This window comes from Bradyrhizobium sp. CCH5-F6 (assembly GCF_001556045.1).
In the GTDB taxonomy this organism is placed as follows: Bacteria; Pseudomonadota; Alphaproteobacteria; order Rhizobiales; family Xanthobacteraceae; genus Bradyrhizobium.
The window spans coordinates 66,399-90,454 of sequence record NZ_LSIC01000101.1; the positions used below are offsets into that span (position 1 = coordinate 66,399).

The following is a 24,056-nucleotide window of genomic DNA, read 5'->3' on the forward strand; positions in this document are numbered from 1 at the left end:
ATTGATCTGCGTCACGTCGCCTTCCGTGACGTGGCGAGAACGGGTCGTGCAAGCACCAGCCCTGCGACGACCAGAAGCACCTCCAGCGTCGAGACCACGGCCAGCACCGGATTGAGCCGGTAATTGACGTCACCCCACAGCATGAGCGGGAGCGTCTTCAGCTCCGCGCTCGACAGGAACAGCGTCAGCACCAACTCGTCGAACGAGTGCAGGAAGGCGAAGAATGTCGCGGCAGCCAGGCCCGGCATGATGGCCGGCAGCGTCACCAGGCGGAACACAGTCAGCGACGATGCGCCATGGACGGCAGCGGCCTGTTCGAGCCTGGCATCGACGCCCTGAAGCGATGCGCACAGGATCACCACGACGAGGGGGAGGCCGCCGATCGCATGCGCCGCGGCAAGGCCGAAGACGGAGCCAACCATATCGAAACGCAGGAACAGGCTGTAGAGAGACAGGCCGAGCACGACCGGAGGGACGATGATCGGACTTACGAGAAGCAGCATGATGGTGGACTTGCCGCGGATGCTGCTCCTGACGATGCCGAGGGCGGCCGACGCGCCCAGCACGATCGCGATGCCGGCCGACATTGCTGCGACGACCAGGGATGTCCAGAACGCCCGCATCCAGTTCGAATCCGAAAAGAACTGCTCATACCAGCGCAGCGAGAAGCCCGGCGGCGGGAAGGTCAGATAGCTTGCGCTGCTGAAGGAAATGATCATCACCACGATGATCGGCAGGATGAGAATGGCAATGACCAGCCCACCCATGAGACGAACGGTCCAGGTCCCGAAGCTCGCCGGCAGCCGCCCGAACAGCCTCAGAAGCGGCCAGCCGATCACGTCGGCAGCCGACGCGCCGAGACTCCGGCGGCCGGTATCGGCGGCGCGGCGGTTGATCGTCGTTGGTGCGGCCTCGGTGAGCTTGCGGCCGCCCCAGATGAATTCGAAGCCGAGGAAACGTCCGGCCACCGCGACCACCGCCAGCGTGATCGTCAGCAGCACAACGCCCAAGGCCTGCAGGAATCCTTCCGACGTGACCGAGTCTGCCTGCTGCGTGATATGCATGGCGAACATCTGGTCGCCGGGTCCTCCGAGCAGCGTGGGCGTAATGAAGAAGCCGATCGCGGCGACGAAGACCAGCAGGAAGCCGGCGCCCATGCCGGGCAGGGTCAGCGGCAGCAACACGCGCCAGAACGCGGCAATGGGCCCGGCGCCGCTGGCGAGCGCCGCGCGGGTCAGGCTTTGATCGAGGCGCGCCACGCTGGAATAGATCGTCAGCACCATCAGCGGCAGTAGCACCGCGGTCATGCCGAGAAGCACCGTGCCGCGATTGAAGAGAAGCTGCGCGGGCTCGCTCAAGATGCCGAGCGAAACCAGCAGCTTGTTGACCGGTCCGTTGCGGCCGAGCAGGACCATCCAGGCGTAGGTCCGGATCAGGATGGCGATGAAATAGGGCAGCACGATCGCAGTCGCGATCAGGGCCTGGGCAATGCCGCGGCTGCGGTGAATGAGCAGCGCCGTCGGATATCCGAACAGCAGGCACAGGCCGGCAACCGTAACCGAGATCTGCATCGTCCGGACGAGCGAGTCCCAATAGAGCGGTATCGCGAATACACGCTCGAAGTAGGACGACCATGATGGCCCGCTCAGGCTGATACGAATGAGGTCGATCAGCGGCAGGAGGTAGATGAAGGCCAGGAAGGCGAGCGCGGGCAGGAGCAACAGCGCGGGATCCCTTAACCTCCTGACGAGATCAAGATCCGCGGGACGGTCTGCCTGGACGCCGATCGATGCCGAGGTCATGCAAGCACCCAGCAGTCCGCAGCGCCCCAGCTCACGTGCAGACGATCCCCGACGGTCGGCAGAGGCCGGTCGGCCATGTCGGTACACCTGATCAGGAGCGGCTCTCCACCCTCCATCTGGGCCTCGATCCGCAGGATCTCGCCGAGGAAGATCGCAGACGTGACGCTGACGGGCGCGGAGTTCGCAGTCGGCTCGTTCGACACGGCGATGCGTTCCGGGCGCACGAGCACCGTTGCGCGCCCAACGTCGATCGTGTCCCGGCTTTCGGCGTTGAACACGTATCCTGCGCGGTTCTTCATCGTCAGCGTCGATCCGCGCTTCTGCAGAATCTCGGCCTCGATCAGATTGCTCTCGCCGACGAACGAGGCGACGAAGCGATCGGTCGGATGCCGGTAGATGTCCAGCGGGCGGCCGATCTGAACGATCTTGCCGGCGTTGAGCACCGCGATGCGGTCGCTCATCGTCAGGGCTTCGCCCTGGTCATGGGTGACGAACAGGATCGTGCTGCCGATGGTCCGGTGAAGGTCGCGGATCTCGATCTGGATCGACTCGCGCAAACGCCGGTCCAGCGCGCTGAGGGGTTCGTCCATCAGCACGACCTTGGGCCTCCTGACGATCGCACGGGCAATGGCGACGCGCTGCTGCTGCCCGCCCGACATTTGCGAAGGAGACTTCGTCGCGTGCTCCGTCAGCCGCATGATCTCCAGCGTTTCGGCGACACGTCGCTCCGCAGTCGCCCGGTCGACACCCGCCATGCGAAGTGGAAACGCGACGTTTTGGCTGACGGTCATGTTCGGAAAGAGCGCGTAGCTCTGGAACACCATGCCGAATCCACGCTTGTGCGTGGGCACATTGTGGACAGGCTTGCCGTCGACCAGGATCTCGCCGTTGTCGAGGCTCTGGAATCCCGCCACGAGGTTGAGCAGCGTGGTCTTTCCGCTGCCGGAAGGGCCAAGAAGCGTGATGAACTCGCCGGGCTCGATGTCGATGCTGATGCGGTCGACCGCGTGAAAGCTGCCGTATCTTTTCACCGCGTCGCGGACGGCGATGCTCGACCCGATGGCGTCGCGTTCCCGGAGGCGGTCAGTCGGCGACGTCCGAACGTTAGCATCGCCGGAGCGCATTGCGCGCAGAGCCGCGGGCTCAGCCATTCTCTCCTCCCAGATTGTTCTATATTGTAGAACACTATTCCAATTATTGTTGGCGCAACGCGCCATCTTGTCAAGTCGTGCAGAACGATCGCGGGGCAATGGCGCCCCGCTACGATCCATGCGCAGACGAGATCCCCTGTAAACAAAGGCTTCGCCGGCCAAGCCAGATTGACAGTGTCGTCCGGATCCGCCTAACATAACTTGGAATAGTGTTCTACAATATAGAACATGTTGCAGGGAGGATGGTGATGTTGAGCGAGCCTCGCGCAATGGCGAAGCACATCGAGCCGGGCATGCGCGTGGCGCTGCCGGTCGACTACGCCGGCGTCTCCATGGTCATGACGCGGCACATCATCGAGCATGGCGCGGGCAATCTCGATCTCGTCTGCGTGCCAACCGGCGGATTGCAGGTCGACCAGCTTGTCGGCTCGGGTCTTGTCCGGACGGTGGAGACCAGCGCCGTCTCGCTGGGTGAAGCCGGTGCGGCGCCCCGGTTCAACGCTGCGGTCAAGGAGGGCGCCGTTCGATTGAAGGATGCAACGTGTCCTGCCATCCATGCCGGCCTCATGGCGGCGCAGAAGGGCAGTCCCTTCATGCCGCTCCGGGGGCTGATCGGAACGGACCTGCTCCGTCATCGCGACGATTGGCGCGTCGTCGACAATCCGCTGGCGGACGGAGGCGATCCGATCGTGCTGATTCCGGCCATCAAGCCCGACGTCACGATCTTCCACGTGCCCATGGCTGATCGCTTTGGCAATGTCTGGATCGGACGGCGACGCGAGCTTGCCGCCATGGCCTACGCTTCGCGCACCGTTCTGGTCACGGTGGAGCGAATCGTCGAGGAAAATCTGCTCGCCGATGAGATGAGCGCCGCCGGCGTGCTGCCGGCACTCTACGTCACGGCAGTCGCGCGCGCTCCGAAGGGGGCGTGGCCCTACGGTCTGTGGGGTGAGTATCCGGCCGATAGCGCGGAGATCGCGCGCTATGCGAAGGCCGCGCGAACGGCCGACGGCTTCTCTGCCTATATGGCGCAGGCGCAGATGGAGCCCGCGTGATGGCCGAAGTTCTCCCTCGCGAAGTGCTGATTTGCACGATCGCGCGGTTGCTCGACGGGGTCAGGCACGTCGCCGTAGGCGCCTCCTCTCCGATTCCTGCCGCCGGCGCGATGCTGCTGCGTGCAATGAAGGAGGCGGGCGGCACCGTCGGCCCACGCATCTCCATTCTCGGTTCTGTCGAGCATAACTTCTTCACCAACGGCTCGGCGGAGCTGTTCGATTGTGCCGGTCAGGGCCGGATCGATGCGTTCTTCCTGGGCGGAGGACAGATCGACGGATTCGGCAACGTGAACCTCGTCGGGACCGGCGACTATCCGCGCTCCAGCGTGCGCTGGCCCGGCTCGTTCGGGTCGGCCTATCTCTACTTTGTCGTGCCGCGAGTCATCCTCTTCCGCGAGGAACATACGCCCCGCGTCTTCGTCGAGCACGTGGACTTCATTAGTGCGCCGGGCGTCAGTCCCGAGGGAGTCTTCCGGAGCGGCGGCCCCATTGCTCTCTTGACCGGCAAGGGACTCTTTCGATTCGACAAGACGCGGCCGGGATTCGACCTGGAGAGCGTCCATCCCGGGCACGATCTTGCGGAGATCAAGCAAGCGACCGGTTTTCGCTTTGGCCACGACGCCGAGCCGCGACAGACCCCGCTGCCTGATCGATCCACGCTCGACCTGCTTCGCGGCCGTGTGTTCGACGAACTCGCCGAGACCTATCCCGAATTCGCCGCGCAGATGCGGCGCGATCTTGTGGCGGTCGACGCATGAGCAGGATCAAGCGGATCCCGCATTGCAGCCATTGGGGTGCGTACACGATCCTCGTCGAGGATAATCGAATCGTGGGCATCGAGCCGTTCGAGCACGATCCGGCGCCTTCCCCGATCATCCATTCCGTCGCCGAATGGGCCAACCCGGAGCGGCGTGTGTTGCGACCGATGGTCCGCTCCGGTTGGCTCGACAGACGCGAGAAAAGCGATCGCCGGGGCAGAGGCCGCGAGAAATTCGTGCCGGTGAGCTGGGACGAGGCGACGACGCTGGTCGCCGAAGAAGTGTGCCGCGTGGCCGGCACGTTCGGCAACGCGTCGATCTTCGCGGGTTCTTATGGCTGGACCAACTCCGGCCGCCTGCATCATGCTTCTTCGCTCTTGAAGCGCATGCTCAATCTGGTTGGCGGCTTCACCAGGCACGTCGACACCTATTCCATCGCGGCAGGTCCCGTGATCTTGCGCCACACGCTGGGCAGCGACGACGCATGCGGCGGCCGCGCCAATACGCTCGACACGATCGCACAGCAGACCGAGACGCTGGTGGTGTTCGGTGCTCTCTCGCCGCGAACCGCGCAAAACGAGGCCGGAGGAATTGGCAGCCATCGCCTCGAGACTTATCTCAGGAAAATCGTCGAACGCGGCGTCAAGGTCGTCCACGTCTCGCCGCTAAAGGACGATCTGCCCGACTGGGTCGATGCCGAATGGTGGCCGATTCGGCCGAACACGGACACTGCACTGATGCTCGGCCTTGCCGGCGAGATCGTGAAGGCGGGCCGGCACGACAGGGATTTCCTCGCGCGCTGCACCAGCGGCTCGGATCGTCTTCTTCGCTATCTCGAAGGCCAGGCGGATGGCGGACGCAAGGATGCCGCGTGGGCCGCCGGCATCTGCGGGCTTGATGCGGGTCGGATTGCCGAGCTCGCAAGACGCCTCGTCGACACGCGGAGCATGCTGACGGTGAGCTGGAGCCTGCAGCGTGCTCATCACGGCGAACAGCCGTTCTGGGCGGCGCTCGGACTTGCGTCGGTTGTCGGCCAGATCGGATTGCCGGGCGGGGGCGTCGGCTACGGCTACGCTTCACTGGGGGGCGTGGGCGCACCGCTCAATCTGGGCCGCTCTCCTGCAATTTCACAGCTGACCAGGCCGATCGACAGCTTCATTCCGGTGGCGCGGATCAGCGACATGCTGCTCAATCCCGGCAGGCCGTTCAGCTACGAGGGCGAGGTCCGAACCTATCCGGATACGAGGCTGGTCTATTGGGCGGGCGGCAATCCCTACCATCATCACCAGGACCTCAATCGCCTGTCGGAAGCCTGGTCGAGGCCCGAGACGATCATCGTGCAGGACCCGATGTTCACGGCGACGGCCCAGCGTGCCGATATCGTGCTGCCGGCAACCACGTCGATCGAGCGCAACGATCTTGCCGGCAACAGGCGCTCCGACTTCATCCTGGCGATGAAGCAGGCCATCGAGCCGCTGGGCGAATCCCGTTCCGACTTCGATATCTTCAACGCGATCGCGGGCAAGCTCGGCGTGGCCGATCGGTTCAACGAGGGCCGGGACGAGATGGGCTGGGTCCGGCATCTCTACGAAGGCTGCCGCAGCGACGCCTCGCAGCGCTTCGGCTTCGCAATGCCGGATTTCGATGCGTTCTGGGAAGCCGGCCATGCGCGCTGCCCGGTCAAGACAGGGCATACGTTCCTGGCCGACTTCCGCAACGAGCCGGAGGCGCATCCGCTCAGGACCGAAAGCGGAAAGATCGTGCTCGGCAGCGAGACCCTGGCCAGGCTGGACTACGCCGACTGCCGCGCGCATCCCGCCTGGATCGAGCCGGCCGAATGGCTCGGCAATGCGGCCACCCCTGGCCAGATGCACCTCATCTCGCACCAGCCGACCGGCCGTCTTCACAGTCAGCTCGAAACCGGCGCATCGAGCCGGGGCATGAAACGCAATGGCCGTGAAAGGGCTCGCCTTCATCCTGACGATGCGGCTGTTCTCGGCATCGCCGACGGCCAGACGATCCGCATCTGGAACGGCCGCGGGGAGTGTCTTGCGACGGCAGAGATCACCGACAAGGTCCGTCAGGGCGTACTGGTGCTTCCGACCGGTGCCTGGTTCACGCCGACCGGCAATAGCGGCCTGGAGATCGCCGGAAATCCGAACGTGCTCACGCTCGATATCGGCACGTCTCAGTTCGGCCAGGGCTGCTCTGCCCATACCTGCCTCGTGCGAGTCGAGCCGTACGCCGCCGAGCGGCGCGATGCGTTCGAGGCCTATCAGGAAACGCTCGTCGCGCTCGCGGCAGTCTAACAGGAGCTTGGAACATGTCTGCGCCCGCCATCAGCCGCTTTCCCGTCCCCGACATCGCAAAACTCCCCGAGGATATCCGCTCGCGTATCGAGGCGGTTCAGGAGAAGTCCGGCTTCGTTCCCAACGTCTTCCTGACACTCGCGCATCGCCCGGACGAGTTCCGGGCGTTCTTCGCCTATCACGACGCCCTGATGGACAAGCCCGGGCCGATCACCAAGGCCGAGCGCGAGATGATCGTTGTCGCGACCAGCAGCGCCAATCAATGCCAGTATTGCGTCGTCGCACACGGCGCCATCCTGCGCGTGCGCGCGAAGAATCCGTTGATCGCGGACCAGGTCGCAGTCAATTATCGCAAGGCCGATATCACCGCCCGGCAGAGGGCGATGCTCGATTTCGCGATGAAGGTCTCGGCGCGCGCCTATGAGGTGGACGATTCCGACATCGTGGATCTCAAGGGACACGGATTCACCGAAGAGGACGTCTGGGACATTGCGGCCATAGCCGCATTCTTCGGCATGTCGAATCGCCTCGCCAACGTCACCAGCATGCGTCCGAACCACGAGTTCTTCGCGATGGGACGCTGAACGCCGCGGACGAAAACTGCCATGGTATCATTGGTCATCGACAGACGCTTCCGGGGCCCGCCCAACTCCGCCAACGGAGGTTACGTTTGCGGATGTCTCGCAAGGCACGTCGCCGGAGACGCCGAAGTGACGTTGCGCGCCCCGCCGCCGCTGGAACGGCCGCTCGACGTGTTGACGAAGGCCGACGGCGCGATCGAGTTGCGCGAAAACGACAGGCTGCTCGCGACGGCGCGTGCAGCAGGCATCGATGTGTCGGACATTCCCAGGGTGAGCTACGAGGCGGCCGAAGAGGCGGTCGGCAGAACACCCTACGACGAGCAGAGCCACAATCTTCCGGGATGCTTCGTCTGCGGCCCCGCACGTGGCCATGGCGACGGTCTCCGGATCTTCGCAGGTCCGCTGCAGGCGGGGTCAGTCCCGGGCAAGCCCGTCGTGTTCGCGGCCTCCTGGGTGCCTCATGGCAGTCTGTCCGGCGAGGACGGTCATGTCGCGCCCGAATTCGTCTGGGCCGCTCTCGATTGCCCGACCGGCTATTGCAGCGTGGGCGCCCGTCACCTGGGATTGAACGGTGACGAGACGGCTCTGCTCGGACGCATGGCGGCACGGATCGATCGCCGGCCACGTTCCGGAGATCGATGCGTGGTGGTGGCGTGGCCGACGGGGCGGGAAGGCCGCAAGCTCTTTGCCGAGAGCGCTTTGCTTGATGCGGAGCAGGGGGTGCTGGCGACCGCGCGAGCCACCTGGCTGTTGGTCGACCGGCAGGTCCAGCTCGGAGCAAGTGTATGAACGCGAATTGGAAGCAGGGCATGAGCGGTTGCGATACAGAGCTCGAACTTCGTCAATCCATCATCGATGCGTGCCGCGAGATGGCGGCGCAAGGCATCAACCAGGGAACGTCGGGAAACATCAGCGTCCGAACCGACGACGGCATCCTGCTCACGCCGTCCGGTCTTCCATACGACCGCATGAAGCCCGAAGACATCGTGGCCATGAAGTGGGACGGCTCGTGGACCGCGTCGGCCGGCAACGTTCCTTCGACGGAATGGCGTTTTCACCTCGACATCCTGAGGTCGAAGCCGGAGGTCGGCGCCGTGGTTCACGCCCATCCGATCTTCTGCACGATCATCGCGATCATGAATCGATCGATCCCCGCGATTCACTACATGATCGCCGCTGCCGGCGGAAACGACATTCCCTGCGCGCCCTATGCTCAATACGGCACGGCCGAGCTGTCGGAGGCGGCCCTCAACGCACTTCGCTATCGCCGCGCCTGCCTGCTCGCACATCACGGGCTGATCGCCATCGGTCCCAACCTGCGCAAGGCCATGTGGCTCGCGGTGGAGGTCGAAGTGCTCGCCAAGCAGTATCACGGCTGCCTTCAACTTGGTTCTCCTCCGCTGCTGCCGGACGAGGAAATCGACAGCATTCTGAAGCGATGGGGACAGTACGGCCTGCGCGATAACGACGACACGCCCAAGATCCCCCAGCGTTCGAGCTAGATCACGATCCAACCACTGTCTGCGAGAAATCATGGCTCACTCTCACGACGTCAGCGTCTGCGGTACTTATATTCTGGATATTCTGGGGGTCCCGGTGACCGAGATTCCGCCCGGTGGCGGCCGCTTATTGATCGAAGAGATTCGGCTGGCGGTCGCAGGCACCGCCGGCGGAACGGTCGTCCCTTGCGCGCGTCTCGGGCTGAAGGCGCTCGCGGTCGGCGCCGTCGGCTCCGACGAGAAGGCCGACTGGATGCTGAACGCGCTGGAACGTGAAGGCATCGACATCTCTCTCATGGAGCGGATGGCCGACAGTCCGACCTCGGCCACCATCCTGCCGATCCGGCCCGACGGCTCGCGTCCGGTCATGCATGCAAGGGGCGCATCCGCCCGCTGGCGTATCGCACCCGACACGCAAAAGGCCGCCTGCCGGAGCAGGATTCTGCATCTCGGCGGGGTTGGTTCCTTGCTCGCGATGGATGGAGCGCCGTCCGTCGCATTGCTGCGCGATGCGAAGGCGGCTGGTTGCACGACGACGCTCGATCTCATCCAGGCGCGACGTGAAACGCTGGCGCTGGTCGAGCCGCTGCTGCCCTATGTCGACTTCTTCATGCCGAGCATCGATGAGACCAATGCCATGGTCGGAACCGACGATCCCGCCGCGTGTGCGCGGTTCTTCATCGACAAGGGCGCGGGGGCATGCGCCATTTCTCTCGGTGCCGATGGTTCGTTCGTGATGACACGCGACGGACGTCAGTTCACCGTGCCGGCGTTCGAGGTCGCGGTCCGCGATACCTCGGGATGCGGCGATTCCTACACGGGCGGCTTCATCGCGGGTCTGGCTCGCGACTGGGACCTGCTCGACTGCGCCAGGCTTGCGACCGCGACGGCCGCGATCGTCGCGACGGGGCTGGGTTCGGGCGCCAATCTCGTGTCGTTCGAGGAGACCGTGAAGGCCATGAACACCCTCCCGGTCCGCAAGGCTGCTCGCGCCTGATCCATTCACATCGGTAAAAAACATTCATCCGAACAACAGGGGAGAACGCAACATGGCCCGACATGCGATCGTGACGGGAGCAAGCCGCGGAATTGGCCGCGCGATAGCCATTGGTCTTGCGAGGCGCGGCTACGATCTGGCGCTGACTGACATCGCTGCCCAGGAGAAGGTCCTTCTCGAGACCGTCGCAGAGGTCAGGGAGCTTGGTGGCCGGTGCATCCCGGTGCTGGGCGATGTGAGCGATGTCGGCGATTGCAGGCGGGCGGTGGCTGAAGCCATCCAGGGACTTGGGCACATCGATGTCCTCGTCAATAATGCGGGAATCCTCAGGCTGGCGACCATCGACGAACTGACGACCGATACGTGGGATCAGACGTTCGCCGTCAACACGCGCGGCGTCTTCCAGATGACCCAGGCCGTGGTGACGCATATGAAGGAGCGCAGATACGGACGGATCGTCAACATCGCCTCGCTCGCCGCCCGAACGGGCGGTCCGGGACAATCCCACTACGCTGCATCGAAGTCAGCCGTGGTCGGCTTCACCCGGGTTTCGTCCATGGAGTTCGGAGGCTACGGTATCACGGTCAATGCCGTTTGCCCGGGCATCATCGTGACCGAGATGGGGATGAACAATCTTCGTGATCCCGAGCGCGTCGCGTATTTCGAGAAGGTCACGGACTTGCACCGGCTTGGACAGCCCGAGGATGTCGTCGGTCCCGTGGCATTCTTTGCGTCGGATGATTCTGCGTTCGTGACCGGCCAGGCTCTCAATGTCGACGGAGGTATCTTCTACAGCTAGCCACAGGGGTGGTCGCCGAAAGAACTCGCTATTGGCCGGGTTCAGCACGCCGGTTCTGCTTGGAAGCCGGAGCGGCGTGCATGGGCTCATTCCTGTTGGCAGGCAGTAGCCCAACGATCGACTTGACGTCAAACGCGAGACTGGATCGCGGTGAAGCCGTCCTGTTGGCTGAATTCCGCACGGCAGCTGCGCGGCGCTGGACGCATTCGCGTTGACGCATTGCACGACATAATTGCGCTCAGCTTGACGTTGGCGCGCCTTCTCCTGGTTCAGATTGGTTGTGCTGCACAGCGCGATCTTGTTGTGCCCGAGTTCCTCGGCACCGGCTGTCCTTAACTCGGGCTTGAGGCGCCCAAGAATGCTGAGCTGCGCCGGTGTGCCCAAGTCTCCATCTTGATTGTGCCGTTGCTAAAGGCGTAGGGCGGACGTGAGCGCGCCTGCATCATGATCGGCCGGCGGTAAGGCCCCGATCTGTGCCCGCACGTGCAGTAGCGCGCGTCGCAGCCAGGTCTTGATGGTGTTGACGGGGACGCCGTACTGCTCGGCCAGCCGGTGCCGGCTCTCACCGTGGATATAGGCCGCGATCACCAGATGACGCCGTGTCGGGTCGAGCGTTTGCAGGGCGGACAACATGCTCTGCTGAAGCCTGACGGTGTCGCTTTCGTTCTCCCTGCTCTCCATGCTCTCCAGCGCCGTGGGGGCGTCGGTGGGAAACTCCAGCAGGACCGAATGGTCGCGATAGATTTCCCGCGATGGTCTTCGCACGGCATCGATTGCGAGATTCTTGGCGATCGTGATCATCCACATCATGGGCGAGGCCAGCGCCGGACGATACGCGGCCGCGTTCAGCCAGATGCGAACATAGGCCTCCTGCACGATCTCTTCGGCGAGATGCCGGCGTCTGACGACCAGCAGCACGGTGGAGAACAGCTTGTGCCACGTGGCGGCGTGCAGCTTTTCGAAGGCCGGCTCATCGCCCCCCGCCATGCGCAGCAGGAGCCGCTCGAGCTCGGTCGGATCGGACCGTTCAGTGCGGAGGTCGCTCGTCATTGGCGCCATATCATCCCCCCGGGACTGCCCCGTAATTCCGTCCGGCCAAGCTCTCCGATGCTGGCGCAACTGTCAACTATAGTTTACAGTTTGATCTGACAATTCTGACCCGGGCGTACGAAGTCTTTCAATAATTGGCATAAATTCAATGGCATGGTTCGACCGAAGGCCTGCGGGGTCGCTCATTGGAACGAAGTGCAATCGCTCCCATTGTCTTCTCAATCGTACAATGGAGGCTTCCCGTGCAAGGCGACAACCCGATCAGCTGGCTGATGTTCTTCACCCTCGCGGCGACGACATTCATCATTGCCGGCGCATTCATCTACTTCCTTCGGTCCCGCACCAACCGCGAAATCGCGGCGATGGCGCTCGAAGGCAACGGAAACAGCCGAGGCGTCGCGCCGAGCGGAGCCGGACCCGAATTGATCGGGTTCGCCGTCCTCGCGCTCGCGGTGATGGGCCTGCTCACGGTCGGCTACAACGGCAAATCCCGCATTGAAACTGCTCAGGCACCCACCTCGGTCGGTGGCGCAACCACAGGCATGGCGCAGCCGGCTGGCACGCCTGATCAGCCGAAGCGTTACCAGCCGGTCAATCCCGCACCGGACACCCGCGCCGCCCCGACATCGTCGGATACCGGGTCCGGCTCCGAGAACGGCTCCACTGGTCAGCCGAAGTAAAGACAACGAGCAGGAAACTCGGAAAGCGGAATCGTTCTCACGGATCGGCAGCCTTTGCTGTCGATCCGTCCTTGTCTGACGATCCAGTTCCTGATTTCGGGTCGTGTTGCCGAAAAGGTGTCTTCGCGTTCTACCAACCGCGAGTCCCGGCGCCGCCCTTGAACGGTCCAACGATACGCGAGGTGATCCAGCCGCCGTAGAAGTCGCCTTCCTGAGGAAGCACGCGTTCGTCATCCACCCAACATTCATCGACACGCGAGGCATAAAAGGCCAGATGACCCGCGATGTCAGAAAATTCCGACGATGGCGACGGATAGCTCCAGGCCGCGCGTTCGGACGTCCGTCCATCGACGAGGAGCGACCAGTATCTTGCCTGCCCCTTGAATTCGCACCACGAGCCGCCCGGCACGTCCAGCAGATATTGCCGGGCGATATCGTCGGGCGGAATGTAATAGGCTGGCGGATGACTGGTCTCGAGGACGCGATAGCCCGCCGTGGTATCGGCAACGGTGCGACCGTTGAAAATGACGCGCAGCCGCGCGCCGGTTTTCTCCAGCCGTGGCGGACGGGGATAATCCCAGACGGACTCTTGTCCGATCGAGGGCTCGATGCGCTTGGGTCTCCACATGTCTCGTCAACTCCAGCAGGAGATCGTCCGGGAATACTCATCGCACGATCATCGGAAATGTCACCGCGATTGCCCATGCGAACACCGCGCCGTTGGCGAGTGCACCCGGCAGCGGATGCCGGGTCGCCGCGTAGCTCCAGCGGCTGATCAGCCCAAAGGCCAGGAACAGCAACAGGATCGCCGGCACGATGATGACGAGAAAGAACAGCTTCATCGGGTTGAGCGCCACGGCAATCGCGAGCGAGAGCAAAAAGCAGACTTTGGTGAGGGCGTAAGCGCCGGTCCGGGCCTCGCTGCCACTTGTCAGCCATTCGTCGGCAATGAAGTAGGGCAGGGTCCCGCAGGCGATTGCGGCGATCAGCGGCAACCGCGCCGGAATCGGCAGGAACGAGAACACATAAGCGTCGATGGGAAGGCCGAAGGCCAGGACGTTGTAGGCAGACACGGCGGCTGCTGCGATCGCGACGCGTGTCCAGGCGACCGTCGCGGCGGTTGGCTGTTGCCCCCTGCGCAAATAGACCAGGATTGCGGTCGTCAGAGCGCCATAGAGCAGAAAATGCAATGTCAGATAGTCGCCGAGCAGGATCGGCAGAAAGTCAGTCGGCATTTTCCAGAGCAGCAGCGGGGTCACGACCGCCGGCAGGAACGCAGCAGTCATCAGTGCCTTCCAGCCCAGACTTGCGCCCGCCGGACTCGGGCTCACCGCGGGCAACGCTGCGGACAGCGGCCAGGCGAGTGCGACGATGCCGGCAAACACCAGCGCCAGCCAGCGCCCGCGGCTGTCGACCTCTTCATACGGCCGGTCGCCGAACGCGGCATTCATCCAGCGCAATGCTTCGACCATGCCGTCATGACTGTAGAGCACGCCGATATGTTCGACCCCGCGCGCCAGCACCAGCTTTCGTGCGGTGCCGTCGGAGAATCGTCCGTAGGTCTCGCCGGGGATTGCCGTGCCGCTGGCCGTCAGATTGACGATGCGCAGACCCTCGTTCCGGAGCATCGCAGGCTCCAGCGCGCCGACGATGACAAGCAGATTGCGCGGACTGGTCGGTGTTACGACGGGTGAAAACACCGAGACCGCGACGGTGGTCTCGACGTCCGGATGGGCTTGCGCAAACCGCACCACGATGTCGGACGCCATCGAATGTCCGAGCACCGCGAGCCGGCCATCCCTCCCGGGCAGCCTGCGTGCTGACGCCGCGACGTCGGTCAGTTCCTTCAGCAACGCGGTGGTGATGGCCAAGCCCTCGGTGATATCACCATGCATGGGAACCGGGTTGCGCCCGTGGCCGGGGAAATCGAAGGTCACGGCCATGTAGCCGTTGCGCGCAAGCGTTTCGGCGAACGGTTGCATCAGTTGTTGCGAACCGGCAAAGCCGTGCGCGATCACGACGACCGGCGCGGGCGCGGCGGATTGCCGTCTGAATACCGTGACCGGCGTTTCGCCGACGACGGTCCGCGTCACGTTCAGTTCACTTCTGCCTTCATGCAGTTCAAAGAGCCCGATCAGGATCGCCACTGTCGCGATAAACCCGACGAGGAACCTCATCGATCTTCGCCGGCGATGTGCTTCCTGCGGATACTTCGCACCGTCCACCAGATCGCAAAGCCCGCAACCGGAACGAAGACGGCCGTCGCGACGCCGGGCTCGACATGAAGAGCACCGCTATCATGCGCCGCCTTTGCGATGTATCCGAACAGACTCACGACGTAGTAGGTGATCGCCGCGACCGACAGGCCTTCGACCGTGGCTTGCAGCCGCAGTTGCAGCCGCGTCCGCGCGTTCATCGACTTCAGAAGCTCCTGGTTCTGCTGCTCGAGCTCGACATCGACGCGGGTGCGCAACAGGTTTGCAGCGCGTGCGAGCTTCAACGACAGGCTGGATTGCCGCGCCTCGGTGGTGACGCACGTGCGCAGCGCCGGCTTCATCCGGCGTGCGAGAAACGACGACCACGTCGGGAGGCCGCCGACCTTGCGTTCGCCGATAGTCTGCAAGCGTTGCTCGACGATTTCCTCGTAGGCACGGCTGGCGCCGAAGCGGAACACGCTGGAGGCCGCCCCGGCTTCGACCTCGGCGGCGAGGGCCGTCAGCTCGTCGAGCAACTTGTGATTGGCGGCGAGGTCGCCGGCGTGTCGCATCTGGTCGGTCACTTCGACGAGCCGGCGCTCCGCCGCCGCGATCGACGGCGACAGCCGTTGCGCTTCCGGCAGGCCGAGCAGGGCAAGCGTCCGGTAGGTTTCGAGCTCGACCACCCGCTGTACCAGTGCTCCGGCCCGTTCCGGCGACATCGTGCGGTTGGCAACGAGGATGCGGACAAAGCCCGAGGGTCCAGGCTGGAAGTCGGTCGCGTAGAGCGCGGCGCCGTCGGAGTTCTCGGCGACGGCCAGACTGGATTTGTCGAAGAGTCGTTCTGGCGCAGTTCGTTGCAGATCCTCCGTCAGAAGATGCAGATCGACTGCCACCAGCAGCGGGCCGGGCTGCGGCACCAGCCGCATCGGCAGCGCCAGCGAGGCTGCATCCGGATGGAACGGCGCGGCCGCAGGATCGGCCGGCATTTCCCAGGTGTAGGTCGTGAACTCGGAGTGCTGCTCCCATCGCAGCGCGGTCGTTCCGAACGGGACACGATGATGCTTTTCGGCAGGCGACGGCGGTTGCAGCCCGCGCGATGTGCAGAACGCGATCAGGTTGACGCGGTCGGCTTGTGCGCGTGACCCCGACGTATCGAAGGCAAAATGCACGACGCGCGACGGCACCGCAATCGGTGTGAACGGGCGGGCATGAACCTCGCCGAGCACCGCTGCTCGCAATGGATGAGGTGTCAGCCGGGCCGCCTCGCCGTCACCTATCAGAACATCCGTGCTCATCGCATCTCGATCTCCGGTGGTTGATTGCTTCTTGGGGCCGCTACGCTACGAGTAACACTCCGTCGTGCCGGGCAGAAGCCGGAAGGCGTCCACTACGCTTCGGCAAAAAAAACATGGCGCGCGGTGAAACGCCGGATGATTGGCTCGTATATCTTCCGTGGTGTTGCGTCTTGATATCGGAGTGTGCACCGCACGCTGGCCTTGGTTTGCATTCCGGCAACGGCCGGCCTTAATCTCTGCCCGCGCCGCGGAACGTCGAGCGGCTGCGATTGGAGCTTGGTGGTGGCAGTCTCTATCATTGCGCGTATGCGGCCAGGGCCATGAAAGGTTAGCATGGCAACAGCGTTTCCATTCTCCGCGATTGTCGGCCAGGACGAGATCAAGCTCGCGCTCCTGATCGCAGCGGTCGATCCCAAGGTCGGTGGCGTGCTGGCCTTCGGCGATCGGGGCTCGGGCAAGTCCACCGCGGTCCGTGCGCTTGCGGCGTTGCTGCCGAAGATGAAGGTCGTTGTCGGTTGCCGATATAATTGCGATCCGGATCGGCCGGCGGAGTATTGCGAGGATTGCCGAGTTCGCGCGGCCGGGGGCGGGCTGAAATCCGTGCAGGTGTCGGTGCCGGTCGTCGATCTTCCGCTCGGGGCGACCGAGGATCGCGTGGTCGGGGCACTCGATCTGGAACGCGCTTTGGCGCGCGGGGAGAAGGCGTTCGAGCCGGGATTGCTGGCCCGCGCCCATCGCGGGTTCTTGTACATCGACGAAGCCAACCTGCTGGAGGATCATCTCGTGGATCTCCTGCTCGATGTTGCCGCGTCCGGCGAAAATGTCGTCGAGCGCGAGGGCTTGAGCATACGTCATCCGGCGCGATTCGTGCTGGTCGGCACGGGAAATCCCGAGGAAGGCGAGTTGCGCCCGCAATTGCTGGACCGCTTCGGCATGTCGGTGGAGGTGAAGACACCGGGCAGTCTCGCGGACCGGATCGAAGTCGTGCGGCGCCGTGACGCCTTCGAAAGCGATAGCGAAGCTTTCGTCACCAAATGGGCCAAGGACGAGGCCAAGCTTCGCAAGAAGATCATCGCGGCGCGGGAGAAACTGTCCTCGGTTTCGGTGCCCGACGTGACGCTCGAGCGCGCCGCAAAACTCTGCATGTCGCTCGGCACCGACGGCTTACGGGGCGAACTGACATTGATGCGCGCGGCCCGTGCGCTCGCCGCACTCGACTCCGCCAAGACTGTGACCGACGATCATCTGCGCCGGATGGCGCCTTCGGCCTTGCGGCATCGCCTGCGGCGCAATCCCCTCGATGATGCAGGCTCCTCGGTACGCGTCGACCGTGCGATAACGGAGGTGCTGGGATGACTGGCGCTGCCGCCTGGTTCGATGCGGTGACGGCAGCGCGATTGTTCGCCGTAGACCCGTCGGGGATCGGTGGCGTGGTGTTGAGATCGCGCGCGGGCCCGGTGCGGGACCGCTGGCTCGCCTTGCTTCGTGCAGCGCTGCCGCCATCCGGCAATTTGAAGCAGGTGCCGCTCAACATCGCCGAAAGCCGATTGCTCGGCGGGCTCGACCTCAACGCTACGTTGCTCGCGGGCCGCCCCGTTGCCGAACGCGGACTCCTGGCGGAAGCCGATGGCGGCGTCATTATGCTGGCGATGGCGGAGCGGCTCTCGGCAGCAACGACGGTCCATGTCACGGCCGCGATGGATGCCGGGGAGACGATCGTCGAGCGCGACGGTCTGTCGCTTCGGATGCCTGCGCGTTTCGGCGTCATCGCCCTTGACGAAGGCGCTGAGGATGAATTCGCGCCTGCATCGCTGCGCGATCGTCTCGCGCTTCACGTCGATCTCAACGCAATCGGCATCCGTGACGCCGAGGAGTTCGCGCTTGATGCCCGGGAAACAGCGGCGGCACGCGCGAAGGTGCCGTCCCTCGAGGCCGACGCGGCCCAGATCGAGGCACTTTGTACCGCGGCCACTGCGCTTGGAATCGCCTCGTTGCGTGCGCCATTGCTCGCGCTGCGCATCGCCTGCGCCAGTGCCGCGCTCGCAGGTCATTCCAAAGTCGAAAAGGATGATCTCGCTCTGGCTGCGCGGTTGGTGCTGGCGCCCCGCGCGCTGGTGTTTCCGCCGGCGGGTGAGGCGACCCAACCGGAGGAGCCACCGCCGCCGATCGAAGATGAAGCGGATGAGTCCGGTGGCGCAGATCAAACCCCCGACATCGATCGCGCGCTCGACGAGGTCATTCTGGCCGCAGCGCAGGCGGCGATCCCGCCGGATGTGCTGATCGCCCTTCGTACGGGATCTGCGGGACGATCGCACGGTCGTTCCTCCGGAAAGGCCGGTGCGTTGCAGAAATCCAGCAAGCGCGGCCGGCCGGCCGGCGTGCTGCGCGGCGTGTTGCGCGCCGGTGCCAGGCTCAACGTCATCGAGACCTTGCACGCGTCGGCACCATGGCAACCTTTGCGACGCCGCGAGGCGACCGGACCGGGCGAGGAATCCCGCCCCCGCATCCTGATCCGCAAGGATGACTTTCGTATCTCGCGTTTCAAGCAGCGTACGGAAACGGTCACGATTTTCGTCGTCGATGCGTCCGGGTCCGCGGCATTGCATCGGCTCGCGGAAGCCAAGGGTGCGGTCGAGTTGCTTCTGGCGGATTGCTACATCCGGCGGGACCAGGTGGCGCTGATCGCGTTTCGCGCAAATGCCGCGGAACTGCTGCTGCCGCCGACCCGTTCGTTGGCGCGCGCCAAGCGAAGTCTTGCAGGATTGCCTGGCGGCGGCGGTACGCCGCTGGCCGCAGGGCTCGATGCCGCCTTCGTACTGTCGGACTCGATCCGCCGCAAGGGACAGACGCCGACAGTGATCGTCCTGACCGACGGCCGGGCCAACATCGCGCGCGATGGCGGGCAAGGGCGTCCGCGTGCCGAGGATGATGCGATGAGCGCGGCGCGGCAGTTGCGCGGCGCAGGTATTGCGGCCGTCCTGGTCGATACGTCCCCGCGTCCGGGAATTTCTGGAGAAGCCATCGCCAAGGAGATGGGCGCACGCTATCTTCCGCTGCCGCACGCCGACGCAGTGACCTTGTCAAAGGCCGTGCTCACCAGCGTCGGCTAAAGCGATCCCTTGTAAGCCCGAACCCGCTTCAACATCTGCTCGACATGCGCGATCGGGGTTTCCGGCTGGATCTCGTGGCCGAGGTTGAAGATCAGCCGGCCACCCGCGAAATTCGTCAGCGGAGCTTGTGTCAAGCGGCATTTCCGTTGCCGGCCGACAACTCTGATTGTCAGTCCTGATACACTGCTGTTACGGTCTCTGCCACGGCGAATGCGGCCTGGTTCGACAAAGGAGATTTGCGATGAGCGCAGCCGCCCCGACAAACAGTCCCGTCGCTTTGCGTGGCACGAACGAACTGCCAGCGCCCGTCTCCGGGCAGCGCCACGAGATCGGAAGCCCGGTCGGACGGTTGACTTATTATTCGGCCGGTCCCGACATTCCCGGCAAATCTCCACCGCTGCTGCTGGTTCACAGTATCAATGCCGCAGCCTCGGCTTACGAGGTCAAGCCGCTTTACGAACATTACAGGCGAACCCGGACTGTCTATGCGCTCGAGCTCCCTGGTTTTGGTCATTCTGAACGCGGAGAACGCGAATACACCGTGCGCATGATGACGGATGCGATCCTGGTCGCGGTTCGCGAGATCCAGAACGACTTCGGCCGTATTCCGATCGACGCGTTGGCGGTGTCGCTGTCCTCGGAGTTTCTTGCGCGTGCCGTTTCGGAGTCGCCGCTTGCGTTCCGCTCTCTGGCGCTCGTCAGCCCGACCGGCTTCACCACACTCGACAAGAATACCAACTGGCGCGAAGGCACCCGCGGCAAGCCGTGGCTGCGCCGGCTTTTCGAGTTTCCCTTGTGGAGCGATGGCTTCTTCCGGCTGCTGACCAGCCGGCGCATCATCCGCTACTTCCTGAACAAGACCTGGGGCTCGACCAATATCGACGAAGGTTTGCTGGACTATGACTACCTTACCGCGCATCAACCGGGAGCACAGCACGCGCCATACTACTTTGTTTCGGGCTTCCTGTTCAGCAAGGACATTCCGAGGATCTACAATTCGCTGACGCTGCCGGTCTGGATGAGCCACGGCGTGCGCGGCGATTTCGTCGACTACACCAACAAGTCACAAGTCGAGGGCCGCGCCAACTGGACCATTCGGGTGTTCTCGACCGGTGCGATGCCGCACTTCGAAGCCGAAGCCGAATTCATTGCGGCCTACGACGCGTTCCTGGCCGGCGTGCCGTCGGCACCACTCGGATAGGCGCTGCCGTGTCCGGTCTCGTCTGGAACCGCGATGGTGCAGATTGGCCCAACCGGGATGCCAGTGCGTTCGTTGAAGCGGCCGGCATCTGCTGGCATGTGCAGCGGATGGGCGAAGGCCCTCCACTTCTGTTGATCCACGGCACCGGGGCCGCGACTCATTCCTGGCGCGAATTGTTGCCGCTGCTGGCCCATAATTTCTCGGTGATCGCGCCGGATTTGCCCGGACACGGATTCACGCAATCGCCGCCGGCACATCGGTTGTCGCTGCCGGGAATGGCGGCGGACATCGGCGCGCTGCTGCGCAAGCTGGAGGTCAGGCCGGAGATCGCGGTCGGTCATTCCGCGGGGGCGGCGATATCGGCGCGCATGTATCTTGCCGGCCGCATGGCGCCGCGCCTGCTGATCGCCCTGAATGGCGCCTTCATGCCGTTCGGCGGCGTTGCAAACCATCTGTTCTCCCCGCTTGCAAATCTGCTGGTGATGAACCCGTTGGTGCCGCGCGTGTTCGCCTGGCAGGCATCTCATGCCGGCGCGGTCGAGCGGTTGATCGCCAACACCGGTTCGACGATCGATCAGGAAGGCGTTGCGCTCTACCGCAAGTTGGTGCGCAATCCGGCGCATGTCGCGGCCGCACTGCGAATGATGGCGAACTGGAAACTCGAGCCGCTGCTGCACGATCTGCCACGGTTGACGACGGCGCTGGTCTTGGTGGCCGCTACCAATGATCGCTCGATATCGCCGGAGGTCGCGCGACAGGTTCGCGAGATTCTTCCAAGTGCCGTGATCGAGCAGCTGCCCGGCCTCGGCCATCTCGCGCACGAAGAGCAACCGCAACTCATCGCGCAGCTCATCTTGAAGTACGCGCACGCAAATGCTGCCGGGCAAGCGGCACAATAAATGTAACTTAGAATATACACTTTAGGGCTTGGAAACTGTCAAGATATAGTTACAGTGACCTGATGCTGGATTCAACGTCGGTCCCACCAACGCAGCAAGCGCCATCACATCGCCAGCCGCATGCGGTGGTGATCGGCAGCGGCTTTGGCGGATTGGCAGCGGCGGTCCGGTTGGGCGCAAAAGGCTATCGCGTCACCGTTCTCGAAAAGCTCGATGCCCCCGGCGGCCGTGCCTACGTCTATCGGCAGGACGGCTTCACCTTCGACGCGGGGCCGACCATCGTCACCGCGCCGTTCCTGTTCGAGGAATTGTGGAAGCTGTGCGGACGAAAGATGTCCGACGACGTGACGCTGGTGCCGGTCTCGCCGTTCTATCGGATCCGGTTTCAGGACGGATCGCATTTCGACTATTCCGGCGACCCCGGCGCGATGCGCGGCGAGATCGCGCGATTTTCGCCTGATGACGTTGACGGCTACGACGCGTACATGAAGGCCAGCGAGGAGATATTCAAGGTCGGCTTCGAGCGGCTGGGCGACGTGCCGTTCAACAAATGGACGGACATGGCGAGGATCGCGCCAGAGATGCTGCGCCTGGCCAGCTATCGCAGCGTCTACTCGCTGGTTTCGAAATTCTTCCGCGATACGCGGTTGCGCGTCGTGTTCAGCTTTCATCCGTTGTTGATCGGCGGCAATCCCCTCACTGCGAGTTCGATCTATTGCCTGATCGCATTTCTGGAGCGGCGTTGGGGCGTGCATTTTGCGCTTGGCGGTACGGGACGAATGGTCGATGGGCTGGTCAAGCTGATCGAGGGGCAGGGCGGCCGGCTCCGCTGCAATCAGGAGGTCCGCGAGATCGTCGTGAACAACGGCGTCGCCTGCGGCGTACGGCTCGCTTCGGGCGAAACAGTTCATTCCGATATCGTCGTGTCCAACGCGGATTCCGCCTGGACCTATCGGCATCTCGTGCCTGCGTCAGCGCGATCGCGCTGGACCGACAGGCGTATTGAACGTGCGCGGTATTCGATGAGCCTCTTCGTCTGGTACTTCGGCACACGTCGTAGATACGATGGGGTGCCGCACCACACGATTCTGCTGGGACCGCGCTACAAGAGATTGCTGACCGACATTTTCGAACGCAAGGTTCTTGCCGACGATTTCAGCCTGTATCTGCATCGCCCGACTGCGACGGACACGTCCCTCGCACCGGATGGCTGCGACGCGTTCTACGTGCTTTCACCCGTCCCGCATCTGCAGAGCGGAACCGACTGGAGCGTGGTGGCGGAGGATTATCGCCAGGCGATTGCTGGCGAGCTATCGAGGACGGTGCTGCCCGGTCTGCAGAACGAGATCATCAGTTCGCGCCTGCTCACGCCGCAGGATTTTCAGGACCGGCTATGCTCGTTTCTCGGCGCCGCCTTCGGGCTCGAGCCGATATTGACGCAAAGCGCGTGGTTCCGCCCGCACAACAAGAGCGAAGATATCGAGCATTTGTATCTGGTCGGCGCAGGCACCCATCCCGGCGCAGGTTTGCCCGGCGTGCTCTCATCGGCCCGCGTTCTGGATTCTCTGGTGCCTGATGTCCAACATTTTGCAAGCCTGGTGACCGCATGACGATAAGGCTAGATCCCGCCGATATGGCCGCCTGCCGCGCCTTGCTCAGAGGCGGCTCGCGGACCTTCAATGCGGCCTCGAAGGTGCTTCCACGCGGGGTCGCCGACCCCGCCATCGCACTCTACGCGTTTTGTCGTCTGGCCGATGATGCCGTCGACCTCGGCAGCGACCGCGGCGCGGCAGTGGCGCGGTTGCGAGACCGACTCGATCGTGCCTATCGCCATCAGCCAATGGACCTCGCCGCGGATCGCTTGTTCGCCGAGATCGTCACCAAATTCTGCATTCCTCGTGAGCTGCCGGAAGCCCTGCTCGAAGGACTGGCCTGGGATGCGGCGGTCCGGCGTTACGAGACGTTGCAGGACCTGACCGCCTATGCCGCGCGGGTCGCGGGCGCCGTTGGAGCGATGATGACGCTGCTGATGGGGCAACGCGCCCCCGAAATCGTCGCTCGGGCCTGCGAGCTCGGAATTGCGATGCAGTTTACCAACATCGCTCGCGATGTGGGCGAGGACGCTCGCGCCGGGCGGCTCTATCTTCCGCAGTCGTGGCTGCGTGAGACGGGGATTGATCCGGACACGTGGCTGGCGAACCCTTGCTTCACGTCTGATGTCGCGGCCATCGTACAGAGGCTGCTGGATGCGGCCGATGTCTTCTATTCCCGCGCGACGCACGGGATCGCCAATTTGCCGATCGGCTGCCGCCCCGGCATCTATGCGGCCCGCGCGCTCTATGCCGAGATCGGCCGCGAACTGGAGCGCGGGGGGCTGGATTCCGTGTCGAGGCGTGCGGTCGTCTCGACCAGTCGGAAGCTCGCGGTCTTGGCGCGAACGCTGCTCTTGCCGCAAACGGAATGGGCACCCGCGAGAAGGCTTGACGTCAAGACCGCGGATATTGAAGAGACCCGCTTCCTGATCGACGCCATAGCGGCCACGCCGCTGCGCGAGAATGCCAAGCCGCGGTGGCGGCCGATCGAGGACCGCGTGGTCTGGGTGATCGACCTGTTCGAGCGGCTGGAACGCCGCGATCAGCTGCAACGTACGGTCTCCTACCGGTAGAACAGAC

At 63.9% G+C, this 24,056-nt stretch carries 21 protein-coding genes and 1 pseudogene; 15 read left to right on the forward strand and 7 right to left on the reverse strand.

Features of this window, described 5'->3' with window-relative positions; all coding sequences use genetic code 11:
* Positions 1 to 11: 11 nt before the first annotated feature.
* Positions 12 to 1,802: an ABC transporter permease subunit gene (locus AX729_RS18250; RefSeq protein ID WP_061025469.1), complete on the reverse strand. Its 1,791-nt coding sequence runs from the start codon at positions 1,800 to 1,802 to the stop codon at positions 12 to 14.
* On the reverse strand, positions 1,799 to 3,115 hold the full coding sequence (locus AX729_RS18255; RefSeq protein ID WP_245325251.1) for an ABC transporter ATP-binding protein: 1,317 nt from the start codon (positions 3,113 to 3,115) through the stop codon (positions 1,799 to 1,801). Before AX729_RS18255 ends, AX729_RS18250 begins: the two co-directional genes overlap by 4 nt.
* Positions 3,116 to 3,201: 86 nt before the next feature.
* Here AX729_RS18255 and AX729_RS18260 point away from each other — a divergent pair, with 86 nt between their 5' ends.
* The 8 genes from AX729_RS18260 to AX729_RS18295 all read left to right on the forward strand — a co-directional run bounded on the left by AX729_RS18260 (position 3,202) and on the right by AX729_RS18295 (position 10,951).
* Positions 3,202 to 4,008 carry a CoA transferase subunit A gene (locus AX729_RS18260; protein ID WP_061025637.1) on the forward strand — a complete coding sequence of 269 codons (807 nt, stop codon included), beginning with the start codon at positions 3,202 to 3,204 and terminating at the stop codon, positions 4,006 to 4,008.
* On the forward strand, positions 4,008 to 4,766 hold the full coding sequence (locus AX729_RS18265; protein ID WP_061025473.1) for a CoA transferase: 759 nt from the start codon (positions 4,008 to 4,010) through the stop codon (positions 4,764 to 4,766). Before AX729_RS18260 ends, AX729_RS18265 begins: the two co-directional genes overlap by 1 nt.
* Positions 4,763 to 7,075 carry a molybdopterin-dependent oxidoreductase gene (locus AX729_RS18270; RefSeq protein ID WP_061025475.1) on the forward strand — a complete coding sequence of 771 codons (2,313 nt, stop codon included), beginning with the start codon at positions 4,763 to 4,765 and terminating at the stop codon, positions 7,073 to 7,075. The genes AX729_RS18265 and AX729_RS18270 overlap by 4 nt, the downstream gene beginning before the upstream one ends.
* 14 nt (positions 7,076 to 7,089) lie before the next feature.
* On the forward strand, positions 7,090 to 7,659 hold the full coding sequence (locus AX729_RS18275) for a peroxidase-related enzyme (RefSeq protein WP_061025477.1): 570 nt from the start codon (positions 7,090 to 7,092) through the stop codon (positions 7,657 to 7,659).
* A gap of 126 nt (positions 7,660 to 7,785) precedes the next feature.
* On the forward strand, positions 7,786 to 8,445 hold the full coding sequence (locus AX729_RS18280; protein WP_349643760.1) for a hypothetical protein: 660 nt from the start codon (positions 7,786 to 7,788) through the stop codon (positions 8,443 to 8,445).
* A 20-nt stretch (positions 8,446 to 8,465) separates the two neighbouring features.
* Entirely contained in the window at positions 8,466 to 9,158 is a 693-nt protein-coding gene (locus tag AX729_RS18285; RefSeq protein ID WP_061025640.1) for an L-fuculose-phosphate aldolase, read from the forward strand.
* 31 nt (positions 9,159 to 9,189) lie between these two features.
* Positions 9,190 to 10,152, forward strand: coding sequence for a carbohydrate kinase family protein (locus AX729_RS18290; protein WP_061025481.1), 963 nt, complete (start codon positions 9,190 to 9,192; stop codon positions 10,150 to 10,152).
* Between the two features lie 52 nt (positions 10,153 to 10,204).
* The gene (locus AX729_RS18295; protein ID WP_061025483.1) at positions 10,205 to 10,951 is read left to right on the forward strand and encodes an SDR family NAD(P)-dependent oxidoreductase; all 747 of its coding nucleotides are present in this window, start codon (positions 10,205 to 10,207) and stop codon (positions 10,949 to 10,951) included.
* Between the two features lie 408 nt (positions 10,952 to 11,359).
* Here AX729_RS18295 and AX729_RS18300 read toward each other — a convergent pair whose 3' ends face one another.
* Positions 11,360 to 12,001: an RNA polymerase sigma factor gene (locus AX729_RS18300; RefSeq protein ID WP_061025485.1), complete on the reverse strand. Its 642-nt coding sequence runs from the start codon at positions 11,999 to 12,001 to the stop codon at positions 11,360 to 11,362.
* A 242-nt stretch (positions 12,002 to 12,243) separates the two neighbouring features.
* Here AX729_RS18300 and AX729_RS18305 point away from each other — a divergent pair, with 242 nt between their 5' ends.
* Positions 12,244 to 12,681: a hypothetical protein gene (locus AX729_RS18305; protein ID WP_061025493.1), complete on the forward strand. Its 438-nt coding sequence runs from the start codon at positions 12,244 to 12,246 to the stop codon at positions 12,679 to 12,681.
* Positions 12,682 to 12,811: 130 nt separating this feature from the next.
* Here AX729_RS18305 and AX729_RS18310 read toward each other — a convergent pair whose 3' ends face one another.
* The 3 genes from AX729_RS18310 to AX729_RS18320 are packed head-to-tail and all read right to left on the reverse strand — an operon-like array spanning position 12,812 to position 16,174.
* Complete coding sequence (locus AX729_RS18310; protein ID WP_061025494.1) at positions 12,812 to 13,309, reverse strand: DUF427 domain-containing protein; 498 nt, start codon at positions 13,307 to 13,309, stop codon at positions 12,812 to 12,814.
* Between the two features lie 37 nt (positions 13,310 to 13,346).
* Positions 13,347 to 14,858 carry an alpha/beta hydrolase gene (locus AX729_RS18315; protein ID WP_061025497.1) on the reverse strand — a complete coding sequence of 504 codons (1,512 nt, stop codon included), beginning with the start codon at positions 14,856 to 14,858 and terminating at the stop codon, positions 13,347 to 13,349.
* Positions 14,855 to 16,174 carry a DUF3422 family protein gene (locus tag AX729_RS18320; protein ID WP_061025498.1) on the reverse strand — a complete coding sequence of 440 codons (1,320 nt, stop codon included), beginning with the start codon at positions 16,172 to 16,174 and terminating at the stop codon, positions 14,855 to 14,857. Before AX729_RS18320 ends, AX729_RS18315 begins: the two co-directional genes overlap by 4 nt.
* Before the next feature lie 333 nt (positions 16,175 to 16,507).
* Here AX729_RS18320 and bchI point away from each other — a divergent pair, with 333 nt between their 5' ends.
* Entirely contained in the window at positions 16,508 to 17,530 is a 1,023-nt protein-coding gene (bchI, locus tag AX729_RS18325) for a magnesium chelatase ATPase subunit I (RefSeq protein WP_061025500.1), read from the forward strand.
* Complete coding sequence (locus AX729_RS18330; protein WP_061025502.1) at positions 17,527 to 19,284, forward strand: magnesium chelatase subunit D; 1,758 nt, start codon at positions 17,527 to 17,529, stop codon at positions 19,282 to 19,284. The genes bchI and AX729_RS18330 overlap by 4 nt, the downstream gene beginning before the upstream one ends.
* Here AX729_RS18330 and AX729_RS39740 read toward each other — a convergent pair.
* A pseudogene (locus AX729_RS39740) lies at positions 19,281 to 19,403 on the reverse strand (uroporphyrinogen decarboxylase family protein); the annotation flags it as partial. The gene AX729_RS18330 and the pseudogene AX729_RS39740 sit on opposite strands and share 4 nt — an antisense overlap.
* Positions 19,404 to 19,525: 122 nt before the next feature.
* Here AX729_RS39740 and AX729_RS18335 point away from each other — a divergent pair.
* From AX729_RS18335 to AX729_RS18350, 4 genes are all read left to right on the forward strand, one after another.
* The gene (locus AX729_RS18335; protein ID WP_061025503.1) at positions 19,526 to 20,485 is read left to right on the forward strand and encodes an alpha/beta fold hydrolase; all 960 of its coding nucleotides are present in this window, start codon (positions 19,526 to 19,528) and stop codon (positions 20,483 to 20,485) included.
* A gap of 8 nt (positions 20,486 to 20,493) precedes the next feature.
* Positions 20,494 to 21,384, forward strand: coding sequence for an alpha/beta fold hydrolase BchO (gene bchO, locus AX729_RS18340; protein WP_061025506.1), 891 nt, complete (start codon positions 20,494 to 20,496; stop codon positions 21,382 to 21,384).
* 62 nt (positions 21,385 to 21,446) lie between these two features.
* Positions 21,447 to 22,994, forward strand: coding sequence for a phytoene desaturase (locus AX729_RS18345; protein ID WP_061025509.1), 1,548 nt, complete (start codon positions 21,447 to 21,449; stop codon positions 22,992 to 22,994).
* On the forward strand, positions 22,991 to 24,049 hold the full coding sequence (locus AX729_RS18350; RefSeq protein ID WP_061025511.1) for a phytoene/squalene synthase family protein: 1,059 nt from the start codon (positions 22,991 to 22,993) through the stop codon (positions 24,047 to 24,049). Before AX729_RS18345 ends, AX729_RS18350 begins: the two co-directional genes overlap by 4 nt.
* Positions 24,050 to 24,056: the final 7 nt, after the last annotated feature.

Coding starts and splice junctions, on each gene's coding strand:
- AX729_RS18335 (WP_061025503.1), top strand. CDS start 19,526: ATGAGCGCAGCCGCCCCGACAAACAGTCCCGTCGCTTTGCGTGGCACG.
- AX729_RS18345 (WP_061025509.1), top strand. CDS start 21,447: ATGCTGGATTCAACGTCGGTCCCACCAACGCAGCAAGCGCCATCACAT.
- AX729_RS18315 (WP_061025497.1), bottom strand. CDS start 14,858: ATGAGGTTCCTCGTCGGGTTTATCGCGACAGTGGCGATCCTGATCGGG.
- AX729_RS18330 (WP_061025502.1), top strand. CDS start 17,527: ATGACTGGCGCTGCCGCCTGGTTCGATGCGGTGACGGCAGCGCGATTG.
- AX729_RS18275 (WP_061025477.1), top strand. CDS start 7,090: ATGTCTGCGCCCGCCATCAGCCGCTTTCCCGTCCCCGACATCGCAAAA.
- AX729_RS18285 (WP_061025640.1), top strand. CDS start 8,466: ATGAGCGGTTGCGATACAGAGCTCGAACTTCGTCAATCCATCATCGAT.
- AX729_RS18270 (WP_061025475.1), top strand. CDS start 4,763: ATGAGCAGGATCAAGCGGATCCCGCATTGCAGCCATTGGGGTGCGTAC.
- AX729_RS18265 (WP_061025473.1), top strand. CDS start 4,008: ATGGCCGAAGTTCTCCCTCGCGAAGTGCTGATTTGCACGATCGCGCGG.
- AX729_RS18350 (WP_061025511.1), top strand. CDS start 22,991: ATGACGATAAGGCTAGATCCCGCCGATATGGCCGCCTGCCGCGCCTTG.
- AX729_RS18320 (WP_061025498.1), bottom strand. CDS start 16,174: ATGAGCACGGATGTTCTGATAGGTGACGGCGAGGCGGCCCGGCTGACA.
- AX729_RS18250 (WP_061025469.1), bottom strand. CDS start 1,802: ATGACCTCGGCATCGATCGGCGTCCAGGCAGACCGTCCCGCGGATCTT.
- AX729_RS18290 (WP_061025481.1), top strand. CDS start 9,190: ATGGCTCACTCTCACGACGTCAGCGTCTGCGGTACTTATATTCTGGAT.
- AX729_RS18300 (WP_061025485.1), bottom strand. CDS start 12,001: ATGACGAGCGACCTCCGCACTGAACGGTCCGATCCGACCGAGCTCGAG.
- AX729_RS18260 (WP_061025637.1), top strand. CDS start 3,202: ATGTTGAGCGAGCCTCGCGCAATGGCGAAGCACATCGAGCCGGGCATG.
- AX729_RS18310 (WP_061025494.1), bottom strand. CDS start 13,309: ATGTGGAGACCCAAGCGCATCGAGCCCTCGATCGGACAAGAGTCCGTC.
- AX729_RS18295 (WP_061025483.1), top strand. CDS start 10,205: ATGGCCCGACATGCGATCGTGACGGGAGCAAGCCGCGGAATTGGCCGC.
- bchI (WP_061025500.1), top strand. CDS start 16,508: ATGGCAACAGCGTTTCCATTCTCCGCGATTGTCGGCCAGGACGAGATC.